At 35.5% G+C, this 22698-nt stretch carries 8 protein-coding genes; 5 read left to right on the forward strand and 3 right to left on the reverse strand.

Features of this window, described 5'->3' with window-relative positions; genetic code table 11:
* Nucleotides 1-96 precede the first annotated feature (96 nt).
* Nucleotides 97-1461, reverse strand: a complete 1365-nt coding sequence (locus tag A9G17_RS01055) for an MFS transporter (RefSeq protein ID WP_065737103.1) — start codon at nt 1459-1461, stop codon at nt 97-99.
* 304 nt (nt 1462-1765) lie between these two features.
* Between A9G17_RS01055 and A9G17_RS01060 the strand changes: the two genes are divergently transcribed.
* Nucleotides 1766-2443: a winged helix-turn-helix domain-containing protein gene (locus A9G17_RS01060; RefSeq protein WP_065737104.1), complete on the forward strand. Its 678-nt coding sequence runs from the start codon at nt 1766-1768 to the stop codon at nt 2441-2443.
* Nucleotides 2444-2733: 290 nt separating this feature from the next.
* On the opposite strand, the gene A9G17_RS13130 is transcribed toward A9G17_RS01060, so the two are convergent.
* Together A9G17_RS13130 and A9G17_RS01070 are read right to left on the reverse strand one after the other, a co-directional pair.
* Entirely contained in the window at nt 2734-2907 is a 174-nt protein-coding gene (locus A9G17_RS13130) for a hypothetical protein (protein WP_218059738.1), read from the reverse strand.
* A 240-nt stretch (nt 2908-3147) separates the two neighbouring features.
* Nucleotides 3148-3468 (reverse strand): carboxymuconolactone decarboxylase family protein, encoded by a 321-nt coding sequence (locus A9G17_RS01070; RefSeq protein ID WP_065737105.1) that lies wholly within the window; start codon nt 3466-3468, stop codon nt 3148-3150.
* A gap of 1133 nt (nt 3469-4601) precedes the next feature.
* On the opposite strand from A9G17_RS01070, the gene A9G17_RS01075 reads away from it, so the two are divergent.
* Genes A9G17_RS01075 through A9G17_RS01090 form a run of 4 tightly spaced genes read left to right on the forward strand, consistent with a single transcriptional unit; the run spans nt 4602 to nt 22658 of the window.
* The gene (locus A9G17_RS01075; protein WP_065737106.1) at nt 4602-7586 is read left to right on the forward strand and encodes a salicylate synthase; all 2985 of its coding nucleotides are present in this window, start codon (nt 4602-4604) and stop codon (nt 7584-7586) included.
* Nucleotides 7586-17281: a non-ribosomal peptide synthetase gene (locus tag A9G17_RS01080; protein ID WP_065737107.1), complete on the forward strand. Its 9696-nt coding sequence runs from the start codon at nt 7586-7588 to the stop codon at nt 17279-17281. Before A9G17_RS01075 ends, A9G17_RS01080 begins: the two co-directional genes overlap by 1 nt.
* Nucleotides 17278-21849, forward strand: a complete 4572-nt coding sequence (locus A9G17_RS01085; protein WP_065737108.1) for a non-ribosomal peptide synthetase — start codon at nt 17278-17280, stop codon at nt 21847-21849. Before A9G17_RS01080 ends, A9G17_RS01085 begins: the two co-directional genes overlap by 4 nt.
* Entirely contained in the window at nt 21846-22658 is an 813-nt protein-coding gene (locus tag A9G17_RS01090; RefSeq protein WP_065737109.1) for a thioesterase II family protein, read from the forward strand. Before A9G17_RS01085 ends, A9G17_RS01090 begins: the two co-directional genes overlap by 4 nt.
* Nucleotides 22659-22698 lie beyond the last annotated feature (40 nt).

Below are 22698 nucleotides of genomic sequence, written 5' to 3' on the forward strand. Positions count from 1 at the left end.
GAATGGTTGCGCTGTTATTTTTTTATGAAGATTTTTATGAAAAATATGGTAAATACGGAATCAACAGTCGTCATTGGATTGCTAGCCAATGAGATTTTATTTATTTTTCATTTTAAATAAAGAAAAATATGAATATACCGACATGATAGAGAGTACACTAAAAGTGATGCCCCATAATTTTTGATAGGTAGAAATGTATTCTAAAGGAGAAATATCTATTTCTAACAAAGCTAAAGAACTTGCTGATCCAATAATAATTCCTCCATTTTGAAAAAGCCTTAACAAGCCTCCAATTGATGATTGTTTATCTTTTTTTTGATCCATCGCTATTTGAATTAATGAACTTTGAAACAGTCCGCCACCTAGTCCGTAGCACAAAGCAGCTATAACATAATTAAAGACTGAAATATTAAAACTAACCAAGAAAAGCAAGGCAAAACCAGATAGCATAAGTGGTAAAGCATAAATTAGTATAATTTTTTCATAATTTGAATTTATTACTTTTTTTACAAACACACTTAAAATAACGCCAATGGGTGAAGCTGTACAAATTAATCCTATATCGTCAATATGATAACTAGTTTCTCTAATAAATATGATAGGTGATGCCGAAAATATAATGCCCGCGGTGACTCCAAATACCAAACTGCCAATTGAAATGTATCTAATTGACGAGGTTAATAATAATTTAACAGGAAAAAAAGGATTGGAGCATTTTGACTCTATCCTCCAAAAAAATAAAAATATGATTAAAGTAGAAATACCAATGAAATTTGTTTCAACTAACGACAGATTTAAACTATTAGAATAAATAAGAGAAACACAACCGACTAACATTATGAAAAATAGTATCATTCCTTTTAAATCGAAAGTCTTTCTCATTAGTCTGTTTACTGCATTATTTATTTTTAAACAAAAAAAACAACCCAAAATACACAAGGGAACATTAATTAGAAACAATAATTGCCACCCCCATAATTTTAAAATAATACCACCAAAAGAAGGTCCTAAAATTGGGCCTAAACTTATCGCCAACATTATGAAAGAATTTAATCTTATTTTCTGTTTACTTGATTGTAAACCAGCCAATCCCAAACAATTTGCTTGCAATAATGCGGCACCTATTCCTTGACCACACCTTGATAAAATAAGCTGATTTGCAGACTCTGAAAATCCAGCAATCAATGAGGTTATACCAAAAAGCAAGAAACCCAGTGTTAAGGCTGTTTTTTGTCCCCAAAAGTCACCAAGCCAACCGCTAGGAATGAGAAAAATAATTAAAAATAATAAATATAAAGTAACAGATAATCCGATATATTCCAAAGAAACGTCAAAATTGATAGAAAATGTATTGAGCGCCAAGTTAATAATACCGGTATCTAGGGTAGATAAAAACAATCCTAAGCAACATATAATATAAATTGAAAATATAGGTTTAGAACTATCTGCTACTTTTGTCATTTATAGGCCTTATCTTAATATAATTAAACTATTAGCTGACTTCCTACAGAAGAAAGTGATTTTACCCGTAACCAACCGTCAGAAGTTGCAATAATTGAATATTGATTTTTCTATAGATTCAATGCCTTTTCTCTTTTGTTTTTGTGAATAAAATATCTAATTAGCTTATTTACTTTTTAAGGGTTATGTTTAAAAATAAATTTAAATAAGTTATCTAAAAAGTGTATTAATATTCTCTGTTAAATTTATTTAAGATTGAATAATAATTAGCAATATTATTGATCTTTCAGGGAGATTCTTAAGAGTGAATAAATTATATTGTGAGGATTTAATACGATTTTCGGATGCAATGTCTGACTCTAATAGAGTTATAATTATTAGTGAATTAATGAATGGTAGAGCTCTTTCAGCCTCTTGGTTAGCAAATCGATTGAATTTGTCACCACAAGCTACTCGTTTTCATTTAAAAAAATTAGAAGATGTTGAACTTATCGAACACAGAACGTGTGGTAAACATCGCTACTATAAAATAAAAAATCAAGAAACAGCAATGTTTATTGAATCAACTTTTAAAGTTATTCCCCCTAAAGATTGTTTATTTTTACCCAATGTCAAAACTAATGAAAAATTTAAAGAGGCAAGAACATGCTATAAACATTTAGCCGGTTCATGGTCTGTTGCACTAACCCAATCATTTATTAATAATGGATTTATTGATATACAAAATAATTTTTTTGAGGTTACCGAGAATGGTAAAAATTTTTTTAATGAACATAAATTATTAGTTAATGTGTCAAATACAGCTTTTGTTGGAAAGCGCTGTATCGATTTTTCTGAACATAGAGATCATATTGGAGGTCCATTAGGAGCTTCATTGCTTCAATCAATGCTACAACAAGAATGGTTTAAACAAAATGATAATAATCGCGAATTGACAATTACGCCGAAAGGTAGAAAAAAACTTAAATCTATTATTAATTAATAAATATAGAGCTTTACAAAGTACTATTATCAAACTCCCCTCTTTAAATCACCATTAATAAAATTTATGTATATATTTGTTTGTCTAGTTTGGGATATCGTTAACATTATTTTTAATGATAATTATGGCGTTTAATAAGCAGACTACCTATCCTATTTTAATATTTTTTGAATAATTACTCATTTCTTAATCCCCTTCAGCTAGTATTATTCCATCTTGAGAAACTGCTTCTCTAAAATAAACTAATAATTCTTTTATTTCATTGTCGTTATTATTTGATAAATAATTAATTAAGATTTTTTGATGGTCAGGATAAACTTTTGTTGTACCATAGGGATCAATATAAATTCCAGTTTTTTCTCTAAATGAAAAAAAGCATCAGTTAACAATTCAACATTTTTGTCGTTTAAAACTACTGATGGTTTACTTCCATCAGTATCAGATAAATATGAAAAATTTAGCATTATATTAACTCTTTTTATGGGTTGGATAAGATGTAATTAAATTATTTTTTATAGTTTTATCTGAAGAATACTAATTAAGATAATACAAAAATCTATGTTTATTGCTAGATTGAAGCAAATTGTGTATGTATTTTGGACAACGCAATTTAATCAGCTTTTTTTAACGAGCAGATTTAGCCATTTTTTTTAAATTGAGTTTTCTGTTTTAACTTATAATATGCAATAAACACTTTTTAAAAATTAATCGTTCCAAATTTCTTTAGCTAAACGAAACGTTGCCCAAGCTTTAGGCCAGCCAACGTAAAATGCTACATGAGTCAAAACTTCTGCTATTTCTTCTTTTGTAATGCCATTGGTTTTAGCCGTCTGTAAATGAAATTGTAAAGAACTGTCTAAAATACCACTTGCAAGCAGTGCAGTAACCGTTACTAAACTTCTATCTCTTGCTGATAGCTCTTTTTCTCTAGACCAGACTTCACCAAATAATACATCATCGTTAAGCTCTGCAAACTTAGGTGCAAATTCGCCTAAAACATCTCTTCCTGCTGTTACCTTATTCATAATTTTCCCCTTTATTTTTTTGATATAAAAGATTTAAACAACTTATAAACTATTCTGTATATAAATATTTGATAGAAGAAAAAAAGCTTAGTTCCAAATACAATGTAAAAATACAGTTTATTTATTTCTCAACAAAAACTGAAAATATTACATTTTTTATAATTTACTCTGATTTTTTTGAAAAACTATTTATTTTTAAAAGATTTTTAAGTCATTTGGTGAATATACATTATATTTATTACAAGGAATTTTCTTATATAATACAAAAAAATATTTTTTTCTTATTTGCAAGCAAGCCTTATATCATCTTTAAATGCCCAAAATGATTTAATTAATAAGCATAAAAATATTGAATTTTATCAAAAATATATAAGTAATCTAAATTTAAAATGCACTTTCAATTATTCAAATATTATTATCAAACTCCACCCTAATCAATATCAATAATTTTCAATATATACCTGTTTATCTTGCGATATTGCTAATGTTATTTATCATTATGGCGTTTTATAAGCAGACTTTGTAACCTAAATATCCAACACAAAGATATAATCCCACCATTATGTTTACCCCAAGTATCTTAATAATCAGACACTTTATATGTACTTGAAGCAACTTCCATAACAACGATGACATCGAGCTAAAGTTCAATTAGCTTATTAGGTACTCAATTTTATTTTTATCTCTTATAGTCCTAAATTAGCGACACACTATTAAATATTCACTTCAACTCACTTTGTTCAACCTTTGTTACTCGGCATGACCAAAGTTAGTGCGCAAAAAGTTCTTATGCATAGACTATTATTAAAAATAAAGAACTTTTGCTGGTCACTCAATTTTAAACAGATAGTAAATGCATTAAACAAATCAACATTACCCTGATCAAAAAATTTCTTATTTATTAAATCATCTCATGATTTTTTATTTGTTAAAAAATAAATAGTTATCTATAAAAATCAGAAAAATTCTAAAAAAATAAATCTGATAGGGTTATTTTTAACCGATAAGGGGAGAAGTTTTTAAATTAAACGTTTAACTTATGAATGATAATCATTCTTATTTATAAACATATTAATTAGCATAATCGAATGGAAGTTTAATTAAATTATGACTTACTAAAAAAGGTTAATGCAATGACAAATTCTGAAACAGCAACTTGGAGTATAGAAGAACAAAAGCAATATTTAGAACTGGGATATTGGCACAAACTATCAATTGGTGCTGAACTCAATAATTGGTGTAAATGCTATAGTAGTAATATAGCTATTATTTCTGGTAATAAAAAACTTACTTATCAAGAGCTCAATCAACAAGTAGAGTTATTGGCAGCGGGATTTTATCATCTTAAGGTACGCCCTAACGATCGTGTTTTATTGCAATTACCTAATTGTATCGGTTTTATAATTAGCTTTTTTGCCTTAATTCGGTTAGGGGCATTACCTATCTTAGCTATGCCATCACAAAGGCAGCAAGACATTCACGCCTTATGTAAATTAGCTGAACCCAAACTTTATATTGTACCTAATAGATTTTTAGGCACTAATTACCAACCTTTGATTGATGATATCACTACTCACTTTACTAATACTAGAGTGATCAACATTGATAATGAACAAGATCCAGACTTTACGTTAAGTCAATATTATCACTCTACGCCTTTCACAGTTAGTGAGCCTCATTACTTAGATCCTGCTATTTTATTATTATCTGGCGGTACAACAGGCACACCTAAACTAATTCCTCGTACACATGCTGACTACTGTTATAACGCGAGAGCTATGGCGGAAATTTGTAAGATTGATAGCAATAGCGTTTATCTTAACGTACTTCCCATTGCTCATAACTTCTCTTTATCTTGCCCTGGTTTATTGGGTGTTTTATCAAAAGGAGGACGCGTAGTACTGAGTAAAACAACCAGTTTTGATGAAGGTTTCAATCTCATTAAACAACACAAAGTTACCATTACTGCTCTTGTTCCTCCCCTTGCGCAATTATGGGCTAATGCAAGGGAATGGGATGATACTGATATTACTAGCTTGAAACTGATTCAAATAGGAGGCTCTCGATTAGAAGCAAGTATTGCAAAACAAATTAAACAAGCTATGCATTGTCAACTGCAACAAGTATTTGGTACCGCGGAAGGTCTGATTTGCTGTACCCGATTGGATGATAGTGATGAAGTTATTTTCAATACTCAAGGCCGTCCTATTTCTCCGCACGATCAAGTATTAATCGTTGATGAAAATGATCAACCTTTAAAAATCGGTGCTACTGGGGAAATGATTACCAAAGGCCCTTACACCATTCATGGTTATTATCGAGCAACCGAACAAAATAAAACTAGTTTTACCAAAGATAATTATTACCGTATGGGGGATTTAGTGAAATTTACCAGCACAGGTAATGTAATTGTTGAAGGACGTATCAAAGAACAGATCAATCGTGCAGGTGAAAAAATTGCGGCGGCAGAAATAGAACAAAAGCTTATTGAGTACCCCTCTATAGAAAGCTGTGCCGTAGTACCCGTTAAAGATAGTCGGTTAGGAGAGCGAAGTTGTGCTTTCATTATTTCCTCTAATAAACAAATAACTTTAAGCGATGTTAGAAATTTTCTTAAACAACAAGGTATAGCTTTTTACAAATTGCCTGATCAATTAGAACACTTGACTAAATGGCCATTAACCTCTGTAGGAAAAATTGACAAACGCAGCTTATCTATTATAGGTGAACAACAAATGAGAAATAATCAACAACAAACTTACTTTGAACAATTAATTAGCATTAATAATCAGCCATTAGATCTTGCTGTTGCGTTGATTAACGAAAAACTAAATGAACAATATGCAGTCTATGAGCATAATGGTGAATGGTCAGTTGGTTTGGGTAATATTGCACAACTTACAGTTTCTGCAGACAAAGCGATCATTTGTTATAACCAACAACAACAGTATTGGGACCAAGCTGAGATTATAGACAATATTAATGCGGCATTAGCTTCTTTACCCATTGCCGATTGGCGTGCTTATGGTGCGAGTAAGTTTGAATTAGCTCATATCTTCCACGATCCAGATTATATAAGTAATAATGATGAAACATTATTACAACTATTTATTCCTAGTCAAGAAGTTAGATTTACTCATAACCAAGCATTACTTAGAAGTATAACAGAGGAAGGCTTACAACAACTGCATGCTGTTGTAACAAAGTTAGATCAACTTAATCATACCGATCCAAAAATTAATAATACATTCAAAGAAAATGAAGCGATCATTCGTTCAACTAATGCTGAACTTTATAAAGAAAAAGTAGCAATCGCAGTTAATGAAATTAAAGCAGGTCAATACCAAAAGATTATTTTATCCAGAAAAGTTCCGATTCCGGCTGATATCGATCTTGTGGCCAGCTATCAACTTGGTCGCAAACATAATACCCCTGCTCGCTCTTTTGTACTTAATTTTAATGATCTAAAACTTATTGGTTTTAGCCCAGAAACAGTATTAGAAGTTAATAAAGAACGCATAGTAAGCACTCAACCTTTAGCCGGCACTAGAGCCTTAAAACAAGATGATCCAGAACAGTCAGCAAAACTTTATGACGAGTTAATTAATGATACTAAAGAAATCGCCGAACATGCCGTATCTGTAAAACTTGCTTTTGAAGAATTAGAACGTGTTTGCGAAAAACACACCGTTGTTATTCCAAAATTTATGACAGTATCCAAACGTGGCACAGTACAACATCTAGCGTCACGTGTTACAGGTAAATTAAAACCTAATTTAACTTCTTGGCATGCTTTTAAATCACTCTTTCCTGCTGTAACTGCATCTGGTATACCCAAACGTGAAGCTTTAGCCGCCATTCGATATCATGAGGCAAACAAACGCGGGGCTTATAGTGGTAGCGTAATGATTGTTGATAGCAATGGTAGTTTAGATGCAGCTCTTGTATTGCGAAGTCTTTATCAACAAAACGGACAAGTTTGGTTGCAAGCAGGTGCTGGCATTATTGATCAATCATTACCTGAACGAGAACTAGAAGAAACCATCGAAAAGCTTAGTTGCATATCACGCTATTTAGTGGTTAGAGAACAAAAACCAGTGACGAGGATGGAGGGATAATGATGTCTCTATCAGTAACGGATATTAGTTATGACGAAATTTATGATCAAATAAAGAAATTATTACCACATGGAACAGGTGAGATTAAAGATACGGATAACCTCATTGAAAGTGGGCTCGACTCATTACATATTATGCGTTTGGTTAGTCAATGGCGTAAATCTGGCTATAATATCACCTTTGCTGAACTAATAGAGCATCCAACCTTACAACAATGGCAAACATTATTATTAAAGTCTTTTAGTGAGATTACCTCTGTTACCAGTTCAGCTACTGCGATAGATCAAGTTAAAAATGAACCATTTCCTTTAACCGATGTTCAATATGCTTATTGGATTGGTCGTGACGATAATAGAGAACTAGGTGGAGTTGCCTGCCATGCTTATTTAGAAATTGATGGTCACCTTAATAATCCAGAGCAATTAAATTTAGCATTTAGCCAATTAATTCAACATCACCCGATGCTAAGAGCAAGCTTTACTGAAAATGGCCAACAACAAATCAAAGCAGCTAATAATAATGCTCCATTAATAGTACACGATCTACGAAAACTAACTGCTGAACAATGTACACAACGTTTAGCAGAAATTCGGAAACGACTTTCCCATCGTAAATTAGCAATTGAGCATGGCCAAGTTATAGGTCTTGAACTTTCGTTATTAGCTAACAGTAAATCCAGACTTCATTTCGATATTGATTTACTTGTGGCTGATGTACAAAGTTTAAATATTATTTTAAGAGATTTAGCACAACTTTATAGGCAAGAACTCCCTTTAAAAGCTCCTAATGATTGGAGTTTTGCCCATTATCTAGCTAAAGAACAACAACGCAAACAAGCTAATTACCAAACATCCAAAAACTATTGGAATCAACGTTTAACAGAATTACCAGTAGGGCCACAATTACCCGTTCTCAGTAAACAAATAACTAAACCAGAGTTTACTAGGCGAACTTTTGTTCTTAACCATAATCAATGGCAAAATCTCAAACAACAAGCTGCTAAACATAAAATTACCCCTGCCATGACTCTGGCCTGTGCCTATGGTTATGTGTTAGCTCGTTGGAGTAACCATACAAACTTTTTACTTAATATCCCCTTATTTGACCGTAATGTAGAAGAGCCTGATATTGAACATGTCGTAGCGGATTTTACCAATTTATTATTATTAGATTGTGACTATAGTCAATCACACAGCTTTGCTGAACAAGCTATTCAGCTTCAACAACAATTTCATAAAAATGTTGCCTATTCCACTTACTCTGCAGTAGAAATACAAAGAGAAATGGCACGATTCAATAACCAACAAGGTATCATTGCGCCAGTGGTATTTGCATGTAATCTCGGTACACCACTACTGGATATGGCAACCTCGCAAACGTTAGGTGATCTGCATTATATGATTTCACAAACTCCACAAGTTTGGTTAGATCACCAAGTCTATGAAATCAATGATGGTCTACTTCTGGCTTGGGATAGTGTCGAAGAACTCTTTCCTAATGGTTTAATTGATGTCATGTTTGATGCATACTGTCAGTTGTTAATAGCTTTAAGTGAAGACGCTAATGCTTGGCAGCAATCACCATTTCAGGTATTACCTACTGCACAACAGTTCATTAGAAAGCAGGTCAACGCAGTTACTGCGCCTTTACCCTCCACTACTCTAATCGAGCCAATCTTTGCGTATGCCAAAGCTAATCCAACGTCAATTGCTTTGATATACAATGAACAAGAGATTTCTTATAAAGAGTTAACTACGCAAGCTCTTAAAATAGCCAGCCTGTTAGTCAGTAAAGGATTAAAAACTGGGGAGCCTGTCGCCGTTTCACTGCCTCGTGGACCCATGCAAATCATGGCGGTATTGGGGGTATTAGCTGCTGGCGGTGCTTATGTGCCAGTATCGATTACACAACCAACTTCGCGTCAGCAAAAGATTTTTAATACTGCTGAAATTCGCCTAGTTCTTTGTAATCAATCTTTATTTGAAGACAGTCAATTTGAATTTATTTCACCTCTATTTGCTATGGATTTAAAGCCATTAGCCGAACCGGTAAAAGTAGATAATAAATCTTTAGCTTATATTATCTTTACTTCCGGCTCGACCGGTGAGCCTAAAGGGGTTGAGATTAGTCATCAGGCGGCTTTAAATACGATTGTTGATATCTGTCACCGTTACCATATTGATAACTCAAGTTGTGCTCTGGCGGTTTCTTCTCTCGATTTTGATTTATCTGTATTTGATATCTTTGGTCTACTGGGTGTGGGTGGCCGTTTAGTATTAATTAGTGATGAAGAGCGTAGAGATGCTGCCAGCTGGTTACAATTAATTTTTGAACATGACGTTTGTGTATGGAACTCTGTACCTATCTTATTAGATATGCTATTGGTTGTAGCGACTCACGATACACGTACACTCCCTTTAAAAACGGTATTACTTTCTGGGGACTGGATAGGGTTAGATTTACCTGTTCGTCTTGCTCAATGTTGTGGCAAGCTACCTAAATTGGTGGCAATGGGCGGTGCTACAGAGGGCAGTATTTGGTCGAATGCCTTTGAAGTTACTTTACCTTTACCTGAACAATGGTCTTCCATTCCTTATGGTTATCCTTTAACAAATCAATGTTATCGTGTCGTTGATGCGTTAGGTCGAGATTGCCCGGATTATGTAGCAGGTGAATTATGGATTGGTGGTGCCGGCGTTGCGCTAGGTTATCGTGGTACACCTGAGTTGACGGCTGAACGATTTGTTGAACTCAATGGAATGCGTTGGTATCGAACCGGCGACCGGGGTCGTTATTGGCCTGATGGTACTCTGGAGTTTTTAGGCAGACAGGACCACCAAGTTAAAGTGCGAGGTCATCGTATTGAATTAGGTGAAATTGAATCGGCCTTAGCGGGTTTACCTGAAATTGCTCGTGCTGTTGCTGTAACAGTCGGCATGCCACCTCAATTGGCTGCTGCAATCCAATTAAAACAAGGGGTAACCACAACTGAACACGATATTAAACAATCGTTACAACAACTATTACCTGATTATATGGTACCTACCAGCTTAGTCATTTACCAAAATCTGCCTTTAAATGCTAATGGTAAAGTAGATCGTAAAACCATTATTAGTGAACTTGCTAATCAAATAAATAATACCGAAGCTATTTTTGAAGCGCCTCAAACAATCATTGAGCAACGAGTGGCTCAAGTCTGGCAAACTATTTTAAAAGTAGATCAAGTAGGACGCACGGATAGTTTCTTTGCATTAGGCGGTGACAGTTTATTAGCTACCCAAGTCATTTCACACTTAAAACAATTAGGGTTAGATACCGAACAACCCTTACGTCAACTGTTTGCTAAACCAAAATTAGCTGATTTTGCGGCTACTTTAACTCAAACCGAACAAAAAATAGAGCAACAAGTTGTAGCTGATTTAAAAAATCGCTATCAACCATTCCCTTTAACTGAAGTACAACGTGCTTACTGGATGGGACAAGCACCCGGTCTGCCTCTAAATTGTGGTACTCATTATTTAGTAGAGCTAGATGGCACCAATGTTGATCTAACAAAGTTTAATCAAGCATGGAATCAATTAGTTAGATACCATGAAATGATGCGGGTTACCATAGATACAGAAGGTAACCAAACTATCTTACAACATGCTGTTCCTGTCGAATTATATACTATTTCTCTGAACACAAATTCAGCCGCAAAGGCCCAACAAATCATTCATGATTATTGGCAACAACAACGTTTAACTAAGAACTATAATCATCACCTCTATGCTATTAAATATGGTCAGCAACGTTGTCGTATTGGCATTATTTTTAACTACCTGACCTTAGATGGTTTCAGCATTAAACTGATTCTGCAACAACTGGCTATGCTATATGAAAATAGTAATACAACCCTGCCAGCTTTAGATTTATCATTTAGAGATTTTGTCACTCAAATAGAAACTGACAATAGAACAAAAAATAATGATAAAACTTTTTGGTTAGAAAAACTAAATACATTACCTTTAGCGCCACAACTACCAATAGCAAAACAACCGGAACAACTTAATCAAGTTATTTTTAAACGTTATAGTCATCGGTTATCAGCTAATCAGTGGTCACAACTAAAATCTAAAGCACGACAACACCAGCTAACCCCTTCGGTTATCTTGTTGACTGCCTATGCTCATATTCTTGCACAATGGTCTGCAAACCAACCTCTATCGATCAATTTAACTCTTTTTGATAGACCAAATATTCATCCACAGATTAATCAAATTGCAGGCGATTTCACTACTCTTGCCCCAGTGGGTTATTACCCCAATAGTGCACATTCTGTTATTGAGCAAGCTAAAGCAATGCAACAAGAAATTGTCGACGCATTAGAGCATAAAACCATATCTTCTATTTGGATACAAAGAGAGCGTTCTAAAACGATGGGCATGGCTACTGCTGCCTTACCTGTAGTGTTTACAAGTACTCTTGGTTTAGGACAAGATTTATTTGTAACGCAAAACCAAAGTTTTCCTGCTTTTGTAAGTGGTGGTTTATCAGAAACACCACAGGTATGGCTAGACCATCAGCTTTATGAATTTGATGGTGAGTTGGATCTTTCTTGGGACGCAGTGGAGGAACTATTCCCTATTGGTATGCTTGAGCAAATGTTTAATAGTTATATCCAACTATTAAATCAATTTATTGAACAAGATTGGCAACAACCTATCGTTACTCTATTATCTACTGCACAACAGTTAATTAGAAAGCAGGTTAACGCAGTTACTGCGCCTTTACCCTCCACTACTCTAATCGAGCCAATCTTTGCGTATGCCAAAGCTAATCCAACATCAATTGCTTTGATATACAATGAACAAGAGATTTCTTATAAAGAGTTAACAACACAAGCTCTTAAAATAGCCAATCTGTTAGTCAGTAAAGGATTAAAAACTGGGGAGCCTGTCGCCGTTTCACTGCCTCGTGGACCCATGCAAATCATGGCGGTATTGGGGGTATTAGCTGCTGGCGGTGCTTATGTGCCAGTATCGATTACACAACCAACTTCGCGTCAGCAAAAGATTTTTAATACTGCTGAAATTCGCCTAGTTCTTTGTAATCAACCCTTATTTGAAGACAGTCAATTTGAATTTATTTCACCTCTATTTGCTATGGATTTAAAGCCATTAGCCGAACCGGTAAAAGTAGATAATAAATCTTTAGCTTATATTATCTTTACTTCCGGCTCGACCGGTGAGCCTAAAGGGGTTGAGATTAGTCATCAGGCGGCTTTAAATACGATTGTTGATATCTGTCAGCGTTACCATATTGATAATTCAAGTTGTGCCCTGGCGGTTTCTTCTCTCGATTTTGATTTATCTGTATTTGATATCTTTGGTCTACTGGGTGTGGGTGGCCGTTTAGTATTAATTAGTGATGAAGAGCGCAGAGATGCTGCCAGCTGGTTACAATTAATTTTTGAACATGACGTTTGTGTATGGAACTCTGTACCTATCTTATTAGATATGCTATTGGTTGTAGCGACTCACGATACTCGTACACTCCCTTTAAAAACGGTATTACTTTCTGGGGACTGGATAGGGTTAGATTTACCTGTTCGTCTTGCTCAATGTTGTGGCAAGCTACCTAAATTGGTGGCAATGGGCGGTGCTACAGAGGGCAGTATTTGGTCTAATGCCTTTGAAGTTACTTTACCTTTACCTGAACAATGGTCTTCCATTCCTTATGGTTATCCTTTAACAAATCAATGCTATCGTGTCGTCGATTCGTTAGGTCGAGATTGCCCGGATTATGTAGCAGGTGAATTATGGATTGGTGGTGCCGGCGTTGCGCTAGGTTATCGTGGTGCACCTGAGTTGACGGCTGAACGATTTGTTGAACTCAACGGAATGCGTTGGTACCGAACCGGCGACCGAGGTCGTTATTGGCCCGATGGTACTCTGGAATTTTTAGGCAGACAGGACCACCAAGTTAAAGTGCGAGGTCATCGTATTGAATTAGGTGAAATTGAATCGGCCTTAGCGGGTTTACCTGAAATTGCTCGTGCTGTTGCTGTAACAGTCGGCATGCCACCTCAATTGGCTGCTGCAATCCAATTAAAGCAAGGGGTAACCACAACTGAACACGATATTAAACAATCGTTACAGCAACTATTACCTGACTATATGGTACCTACCAGCTTAGTCATTTACCAAAATCTGCCTTTAAATGCTAATGGTAAAATAGATCGTAAAACCATTATTAGTGAACTTGCTAATCAAATAAATAATACCGAAGCTATTTTTGAAGCGCCTCAAACAATCATTGAGCAACAAGTGGCTCAAGTCTGGCAAACTATTTTAAAAGTAGATCAAGTAGGACGCACGGATAGCTTCTTTACATTAGGCGGTGACAGTTTATTAGCTACCCAAGTCATTTCACACTTAAAACAATTAGGGTTAGATACCGAACAACCCTTACGTCAACTGTTTGCTAAACCTAAATTAGCTGATTTTGCTGCTACTTTAACCGAAACCGAACAAAAAATAGAGCAACAAGTCGTAGCTGATTTAAAAAATCGCTATCAACCATTCCCTTTAACTGAAGTACAACGTGCTTACTGGATGGGACAAGCACCCGGTCTACCTCTAAATTGTGGTACTCACTATTTAGTCGAACTAGATGGAGAAAGAATTGATTTACAAAGACTAACGGTAGCTTGGAATAAATTAGTAGAACGTCATGATATGTTGCATACGATCGTTACAGAACAAGCAGAACAGCAAATTTTACCAGAATGGCCTGTTTATACCATTACCCAAACACAACATGACAATCTATTAGAAGTAAAAAAGAGTGTTGCCGGATGGTGGCAACAACAGCAAAATGAAAAGTATAGCTTACCTTTTGCCATACACAGCTTTAACTATTCTGATAACCGCAATTATTTAGCTATCATATTTAATTACATGAATTTAGATGGTTTTAGTATTAAGTTAGTACTAAAAGAATTAGCTGATTTCTATCAAAATCCAGATTTACAATTACCTAAACTCACTTTATCGTTTAGAGATTATGTTACTCAAGTTAGCTATTCAACCGATGCCTTACAGAGAGCAGAAACATACTGGCGCAACCGTATGGCAACTTTACCTGCCGCCCCACCATTACCGGTAAGAATTGATCCACAACAAATTAAACAATCTAAGTTTATTCGTAAAACGGCCAAATTGAATCAACAAACTTTTGCTGCTTTATGTAATATTGCTAAAAATCATAGTTTAACACCTTCAGTTATTATTATGTTGGTCTATGCTGAGGTACTCAGTCAATACAGTGGTGGTCAAGCTATTACGATTAATATGACTCTGTTCGATAGACAACCAGTACATCCAGAAATCTATCAAATTACAGGTGATTTTACTTCATTATTACCTATTGCTTACGCACCTGATGCAACAAAATCATTATTAAATCAAGCCCAGTGTTTGCAAGAAGAACTGGCTACAGCACTCGATCACCGTGAAATATCTTCTATTTGGGTACAAAGAGAGCTAGCCCGCAATAAGGGAATTAATTCTGGATCCCTACCGATTGTCTTTACGAGTACATTAGGAATTGCCGATGAATTATTACAAGATAGTGAACAACAAGGATTTTTACAGCTAACTGGCTCTGGTTTATCAGAAACTCCACAGGTATGGTTAGATCATCAATTATACCAATTAGACGGAGGTTTATTATTATCTTGGGATGCAGTAGAAGACCTATTCCCTGTGGGATTACTCGATCAAATGTTTAATAGTTATATCCAACTATTAAATCAATTTATTGAACAAGATTGGCAACAACCTATCGTTACTCTATTACCTACTGCACAACAGTTAATTAGAAAGCAGGTTAACGCAGTTACTGCGCCTTTACCCTCCACTACTCTAATTGAGCCAATCTTTGCGTATGCCAAAGCTAATCCAACATCCATTGCTTTGATATACAATGAACAAGAGATTTCTTATAAAGAGTTAACAACACAAGCTCTTAAAATAGCCAGCCTGTTAGTCAGTAAAGGATTAAAAACTGGGGAGCCTGTCGCCGTTTCACTGCCTCGTGGACCCATGCAAATCATGGCAGTATTGGGGGTATTAGCTGCTGGCGGTGCTTATGTGCCAGTATCGATTACGCAACCAACTTCGCGTCAGCAAAAGATTTTTAATACTGCTGAAATTCGCCTAGTTCTTTGTAATCAACCCTTATTTGAAGACAGTCAATTTGAATTTATTTCACCTCTATTTGCTATGGATTTAAAGCCATTAGCCGAACCGGTAAAAGTAGATAATAAATCTTTAGCTTATATTATCTTTACTTCCGGCTCGACCGGTGAGCCTAAAGGGGTTGAGATTAGTCATCAGGCGGCTTTAAATACGATTGTTGATATCTGTCAGCGTTACCATATTGATAACTCAAGTTGTGCTCTGGCGGTTTCTTCTCTCGATTTTGATTTATCTGTATTTGATATCTTTGGTCTACTGGGTGTGGGGGGCCGTTTAGTATTAATTAGTGATGAAGAGCGTAGAGATGCTGCCAGCTGGTTACAATTAATTTTTGAACATGACGTTTGTGTATGGAACTCTGTACCTATCTTATTAGATATGCTATTGGTTGTAGCGACTCACGATACACGTACACTCCCTTTAAAAACGGTATTACTTTCTGGGGACTGGATAGGGTTAGATTTACCTGTTCGTCTTGCTCAATGTTGTGGCAAGCTACCTAAATTGGTGGCAATGGGCGGTGCTACAGAGGGCAGTATTTGGTCTAATGCCTTTGAAGTTACTTTACCTTTACCTGAACAATGGTCTTCCATTCCTTATGGTTATCCTTTAACAAATCAATGCTATCGTGTCGTCGATTCGTTAGGTCGAGATTGCCCGGATTATGTAGCAGGTGAATTATGGATTGGCGGTGCCGGCGTTGCGCTAGGTTATCGTGGTGCACCTGAGTTGACGGCTGAACGATTTGTTGAACTCAATGGAATGCGTTGGTATCGAACCGGCGACCGAGGTCGTTATTGGCCTGATGGTACTCTGGAGTTTTTAGGCAGACAGGACCACCAAGTTAAAGTGCGAGGTCATCGTATTGAATTAGGTGAAATTGAATCGGCCTTAGCGGGTTTACCTGAAATTGCTCGTGCTGTTGCTGTAACAGTCGGCATGCCACCTCAATTGGCTGCTGCAATCCAATTAAAACAAGGGGTAACCACAACTGAACACGATATTAAACAATCGTTACAACAACTATTACCTGATTATATGGTACCTACCAGCTTGGTCATTTACCAAAATCTGCCTTTAAATGCTAATGGTAAAGTAGATCGTAAAACCATTATTAGTGAACTTGCTACTCATACAACTAACGTTGTAGATAAAGAACCACCTCGAGATGAATTGGAACACCAATTAGCAGAATTATGGCAAGAAGTTCTGAAATGCCCTGCTCTGTCTCGAGATGATGATTTCTTTTTAAGTGGTGGTGATAGTTTGACTGCGACTCAAATCATACAACTTCTCCATAAACGACATATTACCCCTGAGCTTATTCCACTTAGAGCATTATTCACAGCACCTACAGTTGCTAGTTTAAGTGATTATATCAAACAACAATGGCAGACCAACTCATCAATAGCTATTAATGAAAGCACTCTATTTGAAGAAGGTACACTATGAATAAAGCAATAACTATAGAAACTTTATTGAACGAATTATCCTCACAAGGTGTATTACTTTGGTCAGAAGGTGATCAGTTAAAATTTAAAGCACCTGCTGGGGTAATAACCGAACAATATAAAGCGTATTTAAAAGAGAATAAGCAACAAATTATTGAGTATTTATCATTAGTTAATAACAACCGTATTGAACATGATGCTCATGGACGCTATCAACCATTTCCACTTACTGATCTGCAACTAGCTTATATGGTGGGTCGTAGTAATCTTTATGAATATGGTGATGTTGGTTGCCATAGTTATATTGAATTAGAATTACCTAAAACTAATGGCAAACAATTAGAAGCAGCTTGGCATGGATTGATTATGCGTCATGATATGTTACGAGCTGTTATACTAAAAGATGGTACACAGCAAGTACAATCAGAAGTAATTTTACCTTCACTTATCGAAAATGATTTTAGTCAATTAGATGCACAACAGGCAGAGCAACAGCTATTAGCCATAAGAAAGCAACTATCGCATCGTTGCTACGATCCTAATCAATGGCCTTTATTTGATTTACAGCTAAGCCATATCGCACATGGAGCAATTTTACATTTTTCTATTGATCTATTAATTGCTGATTTTGCTAGTATTCAAATCTTATTAGCTGAACTTGGTGAAGCTTACCATCATGGTGTAATGAGTTTAGCCGAACTCCCTATTACTTTCCGTGATGTGGTATTAGCCAAAAAACAAGCTTTTAATAATCCTCTTTATCAAGAACGCTATGAAAGACACAAACAGTATTGGCTAAAACAACTCGAAACGATGCCATTGCCTCCAGAGTTACCAACAATTAGCAAGCAACAAAACCAAATTGTAACGTTTGAAAGATTTAACTTTACTCTGACTAAAGAACGTTGGCGAGCACTTTGTCAAATTTCGACTAGCCATAAACTAACACCATCAAGTGTGGTGTTAACCGCTTTTACGGATGTGTTAGCGCGTTGGTCTCGTCATCCAGATTTTTGTATTAACTTAACTTTATTTAATCGACCTACTGATTACATAGGGGTACATAACATTGTAGGTGATTTTATTGCAGTCAATGTATTGGGCATTAGAAATAATCCAACGCATTCTTTCATACAGCGTAGTCAAGCGTTACAAGAACAACTTTGGCAAGACTTAGAACACAATGAGTTTACAGGTATTGATGTATTACGGGTAATGAATCAAAAAAATCAAGCTAATATATTGGTTCCCGTGGTTTATACCAGTACCCTCGGCGTCAAAGGCGATAACCTTGCAGACAATGAATTTATGCGTAATGCTAAATTACATTATGGTATTACTCAAACACCTCAAGTATGGTTAGATTGCCAAACGACTGAACGCTATGGCACATTACAATTAGATTGGGATATCAGACAAGGAATATTTCCTGAGGGAATGGCTGAGGCAGCTTTTGCCTCTTTAAGCGAATTATTAAATGATCTAGCTGATGACAAAAGACTATGGGAAAGTAATGTTATTATCAAATTGCCAATGGCTATGCAACAACGTCAAGCAGAGGACAATGATACATTTACTGCTTATCAACCACAGTTCTTACATCATGATTTCTGCCAACAAATTCTAATCCGACCTAATGCCCCAGCAATCATTGCGAGTGATTATCATCTAAATTATTTGCAGTTGGCAGAATTTGCTTTGAGTATTTGTCAACAGTTACAACAAGCAGGTTGCCAATCTGGTGATAATGTTGCAATTATAATGAATAAATCAGCCAGTCAAATAGCTGCTATATTAGGTGTTTTATTAGCCGATGCCACCTATGTACCCATTGAAAGCCAACAACCTACATCAAGAAAACAGACTATATTAGAAGATGCAGCAATAAAATTAGTTATTACTGATAACCCCCATCTTCGTGAAAATTTGTTAAGTTCAGTAAAAATTTTATTAATTAATAAACCGAAAGCAATTGATGATATTGATTCATCAAGCATAACAAACACTTTTAAACAGTTTATTAATCGTTATCAACAACAATCAGAAGAGACCCATCGTACGGCCTATATTATTTTTACCTCCGGCACTACAGGTAGACCTAAAGGGGTAATGGTTAGCCACTTCGCAGCATGGAATACGGTAACTGAAATCAATAGACGTTTTGGCTTAACTCATCGTGATAAAACACTAGGTTTAGCAAGTTTTAGTTTTGATTTATCTGTATGGGATATTTTCGGTACTTTAGCCGCAGGTGGTTGCTTAGTATTACCTGATGCTGAACAAAAAACAAATCCAGAACATTGGGGACATCTGATTGAGCAACATCAAATATCTCGTTGGAATTCGGTTCCTGCACAAATGCAGATGTTAATTAATTGGTTAGAATGGGATGACCAACTAAATCTAAGCAGTTTACAAACAGCCTTTTTATCGGGTGATAAAATCCCCGTTACCCTACCGGTTTTAATAAATCAACATTTACCTAATTTACAGTTAATTAGTTTAGGTGGTCCAACAGAAACGTCTATTTGGTGCGTGAGTTATCCAATCAATAATGTGTGTGATAAATACACCATACGCATTCCATATGGTAAACCCTTAGCTAATCATCAAATTTATATTTTAAATGAGCGCCTTGAGCAATGTCCTGATTATGTAATTGGCGAAATGTATATCGGCGGACATGGTTTAGCAACGGGCTATATAGCTGATGAAAAACAAACAGCCTATCGTTTCATCAATCATCCTGTCACAGGGCAACGACTCTATAAATCAGGTGATATCGGTTTTTACACTACACAAGGAATAATTGAGATTTTAGGACGTGAAGATAATCAAACTAAAATCAGAGGATATCGTATAGAACTAGGAGAAATAGAAGCTGCACTCAATCATATCCCTACAATTAAACAAGCCGTAGCTATTGCAATTAATAATACCAGCAGTCTAGCTGCAGCTATTGTCGTAAACAATTTAGAAGATAAAAGTGAAACTGAATTTATTGTCCAAGTTAAACAGCAATTAGCGAATAATCTTCCTGATTATATGATTCCAGAACGAATTGATGTCTTTCAGCAATTACCACTTAGCAGTAACGGCAAGGTAGATCGTAAAGAATTAAGTCGATTATTTGAAGAAACCCATACTATTACTAGCCAAGATTTTGAAGAACCAACGGCAGATCCTGTAGAACAGGATCTATTAACTATTTGGCAAGATTTATTGAAAATCAGTCAGGTTTCTAGAAATGATGATTTTTTCCAAGTAGGTGGTTCTAGCTTATCAGCGATTAATCTACTCAGCATTTTACTGGCTAAAGGTTACCCCGCCACCTTAGAGTTAATTTTTAATAACAGTATATTTGTTAAGATGGCAACCGCATTAAAAAGCAGTAATGACTCAAAAAATAAATGGTTAGAAAGTATTGATTTAGTCACTATGGCTGAACAAGCAATGGTCGGTTTAACTCATGCTAAAGCATTTGATAACGATCATCACCCACAAAATATATTACTAACAGGCGCTAATGGTTACTTAGGTATCTATATCTTGAGTACGTTACTGCATAAAACTTCCTATAACATCTACTGTTTATTACGTGCAGAAGATGAACAGCAAGGCTTTAATCGGTTATTTAAAGCGGCTACAGAAAAAGGTGTATCCCTTCCACAAGCCGAACAGCGCATTAAGGTTTTTTGTGGTGCTGTGGATAAAGATAATTTGGGATTAACCGAATCGGAATATCAACAATTAGCGAATGAAATCGACATAATTATTCATAACGCTTCTATTATTAATTTAATGGATCCCCTCAGTAGCTTATTTCCCACTAATGTACAAGGTGCGCTTAATATTCTTAAATTAACAATCGCTAATAAGATTAAACAACTGAATTATGTTTCTACTATTGCCGTTCACCATGCATTAATAGATCACGATGAAGATGAACCCATTCCTGAAATTACAACAATTACTCGTTGGCGAGATCTTGATTTAACTTATGAACAATCAAAAATAATGGCAGAAAATCTTTTCTATCAGGCAAGAGATCGGGGCGTTCCTATCAATATCATGCGTCCAGCTACTATTACTTGGGCAACGACAGAAGATCCTTTTATTAATGATGATGCTTTTTTAAAGTTCTATAAAGCCTGCTTAGATATTGCAGCGTATCCACATTCAACTTTAAAAGTAAATGTGGTACCGGTTGATTTTGTGGCACAAAGCATTTGTGCTATCACTCAAACCCATTATGGCACCAGCAAAAACTTCCATTTAGTTTCAACCGACAGTTTAAATGTCGAACAAATTTACCATTGGTTTATTGAATTAGGCTGTCAATTAAAAGGCTTTGAATTTACAGAGTGGCAACAGAAGTTACAAGATAATTTTGTTGCTGGTTTTGTTAATCTTTATTTTAAAGAAGGTATGAATAATGGCGGTCATCATCAATATGCAATAGATAACTTATTAACAGCGCTTGAGCCATTTAATGTTCATTCTTTCAAAGTAAGTAAAGATTATTTTAGACCACTAATTCAGAAGTTTAGCAATAAGGAGAACCAATGAATAGTGCACTATCAGCCAATGTAACCAACAACAATGCTTCTTGGTGTCGTATTTATCAACCCCGGCCACTGGCTAAACAGCGGTTCATTTGCCTACCCCATGCGGGTGGCTGTGCAAGTTTCTTTAAACGTTGGCCAATTACCTTACCAAGCTCTATTGAGTTGGTAGCGATTCAATATCCTGGTCGAGAAGAGCGGTTGGCCGAACCGCTAATTAATAATATGGATGAGTTAATTAATGGATTGATTGAGGCATTAATCCAACAACGATTACTTGATAAACCTTATTTACTGTTTGGGCATAGCATGGGGGGATATGTAGTATATGAGCTTTGTCTTGCACTACGAGCACGCAACTTACCCAATCCCTATCAGTTGGTAATTTCTGCTAGCGAAGCGCCTTCCCATAAAAATTATAGCACCTTACATCTTGAGACTGATGAGATACTTCTTGATGAAATTGAAAAACTCAATGGTATGCCTTTTTCTTTAGCGACTCATCCTGAGTTAGCACAAATGTTATTACCTATTATTAGAAATGACTATCAACTTATTGAATCATGGCAGCCAAAAACTAACCCTCACCTGTTTGATATTCCTATAAGCATATTTATGGCATTACAAGATACTGAACTTACTGAAGAACAAGCACTTGCATGGGAAAAACAGACAACACAACACTTTCATTGTGAACATTTTCAGGGTAACCATTTTTATCTTATTAAAGAACAAGCAAAAGTTATTCAAGCACTAGTAAAAATAGCGAAGCAACAAATGAGAGCTCATTACCAATCGATGATAACACCTTAAAAAAATAATTAGTTAATTGATTTAATCTGTAATTTTAGGA

This window comes from Gilliamella sp. wkB7 (genome assembly GCF_001693435.1).
GTDB lineage: Bacteria > Pseudomonadota > Gammaproteobacteria > Enterobacterales > Orbaceae > Gilliamella > Gilliamella apicola_N.

Coding starts and splice junctions, on each gene's coding strand:
- A9G17_RS01055 (WP_065737103.1), bottom strand. CDS start 1,461: ATGACAAAAGTAGCAGATAGTTCTAAACCTATATTTTCAATTTATATT.
- A9G17_RS13130 (WP_218059738.1), bottom strand. CDS start 2,907: ATGCTAAATTTTTCATATTTATCTGATACTGATGGAAGTAAACCATCA.
- A9G17_RS01070 (WP_065737105.1), bottom strand. CDS start 3,468: ATGAATAAGGTAACAGCAGGAAGAGATGTTTTAGGCGAATTTGCACCT.
- A9G17_RS01075 (WP_065737106.1), top strand. CDS start 4,602: ATGACAAATTCTGAAACAGCAACTTGGAGTATAGAAGAACAAAAGCAA.
- A9G17_RS01080 (WP_065737107.1), top strand. CDS start 7,586: ATGATGTCTCTATCAGTAACGGATATTAGTTATGACGAAATTTATGAT.
- A9G17_RS01085 (WP_065737108.1), top strand. CDS start 17,278: ATGAATAAAGCAATAACTATAGAAACTTTATTGAACGAATTATCCTCA.
- A9G17_RS01090 (WP_065737109.1), top strand. CDS start 21,846: ATGAATAGTGCACTATCAGCCAATGTAACCAACAACAATGCTTCTTGG.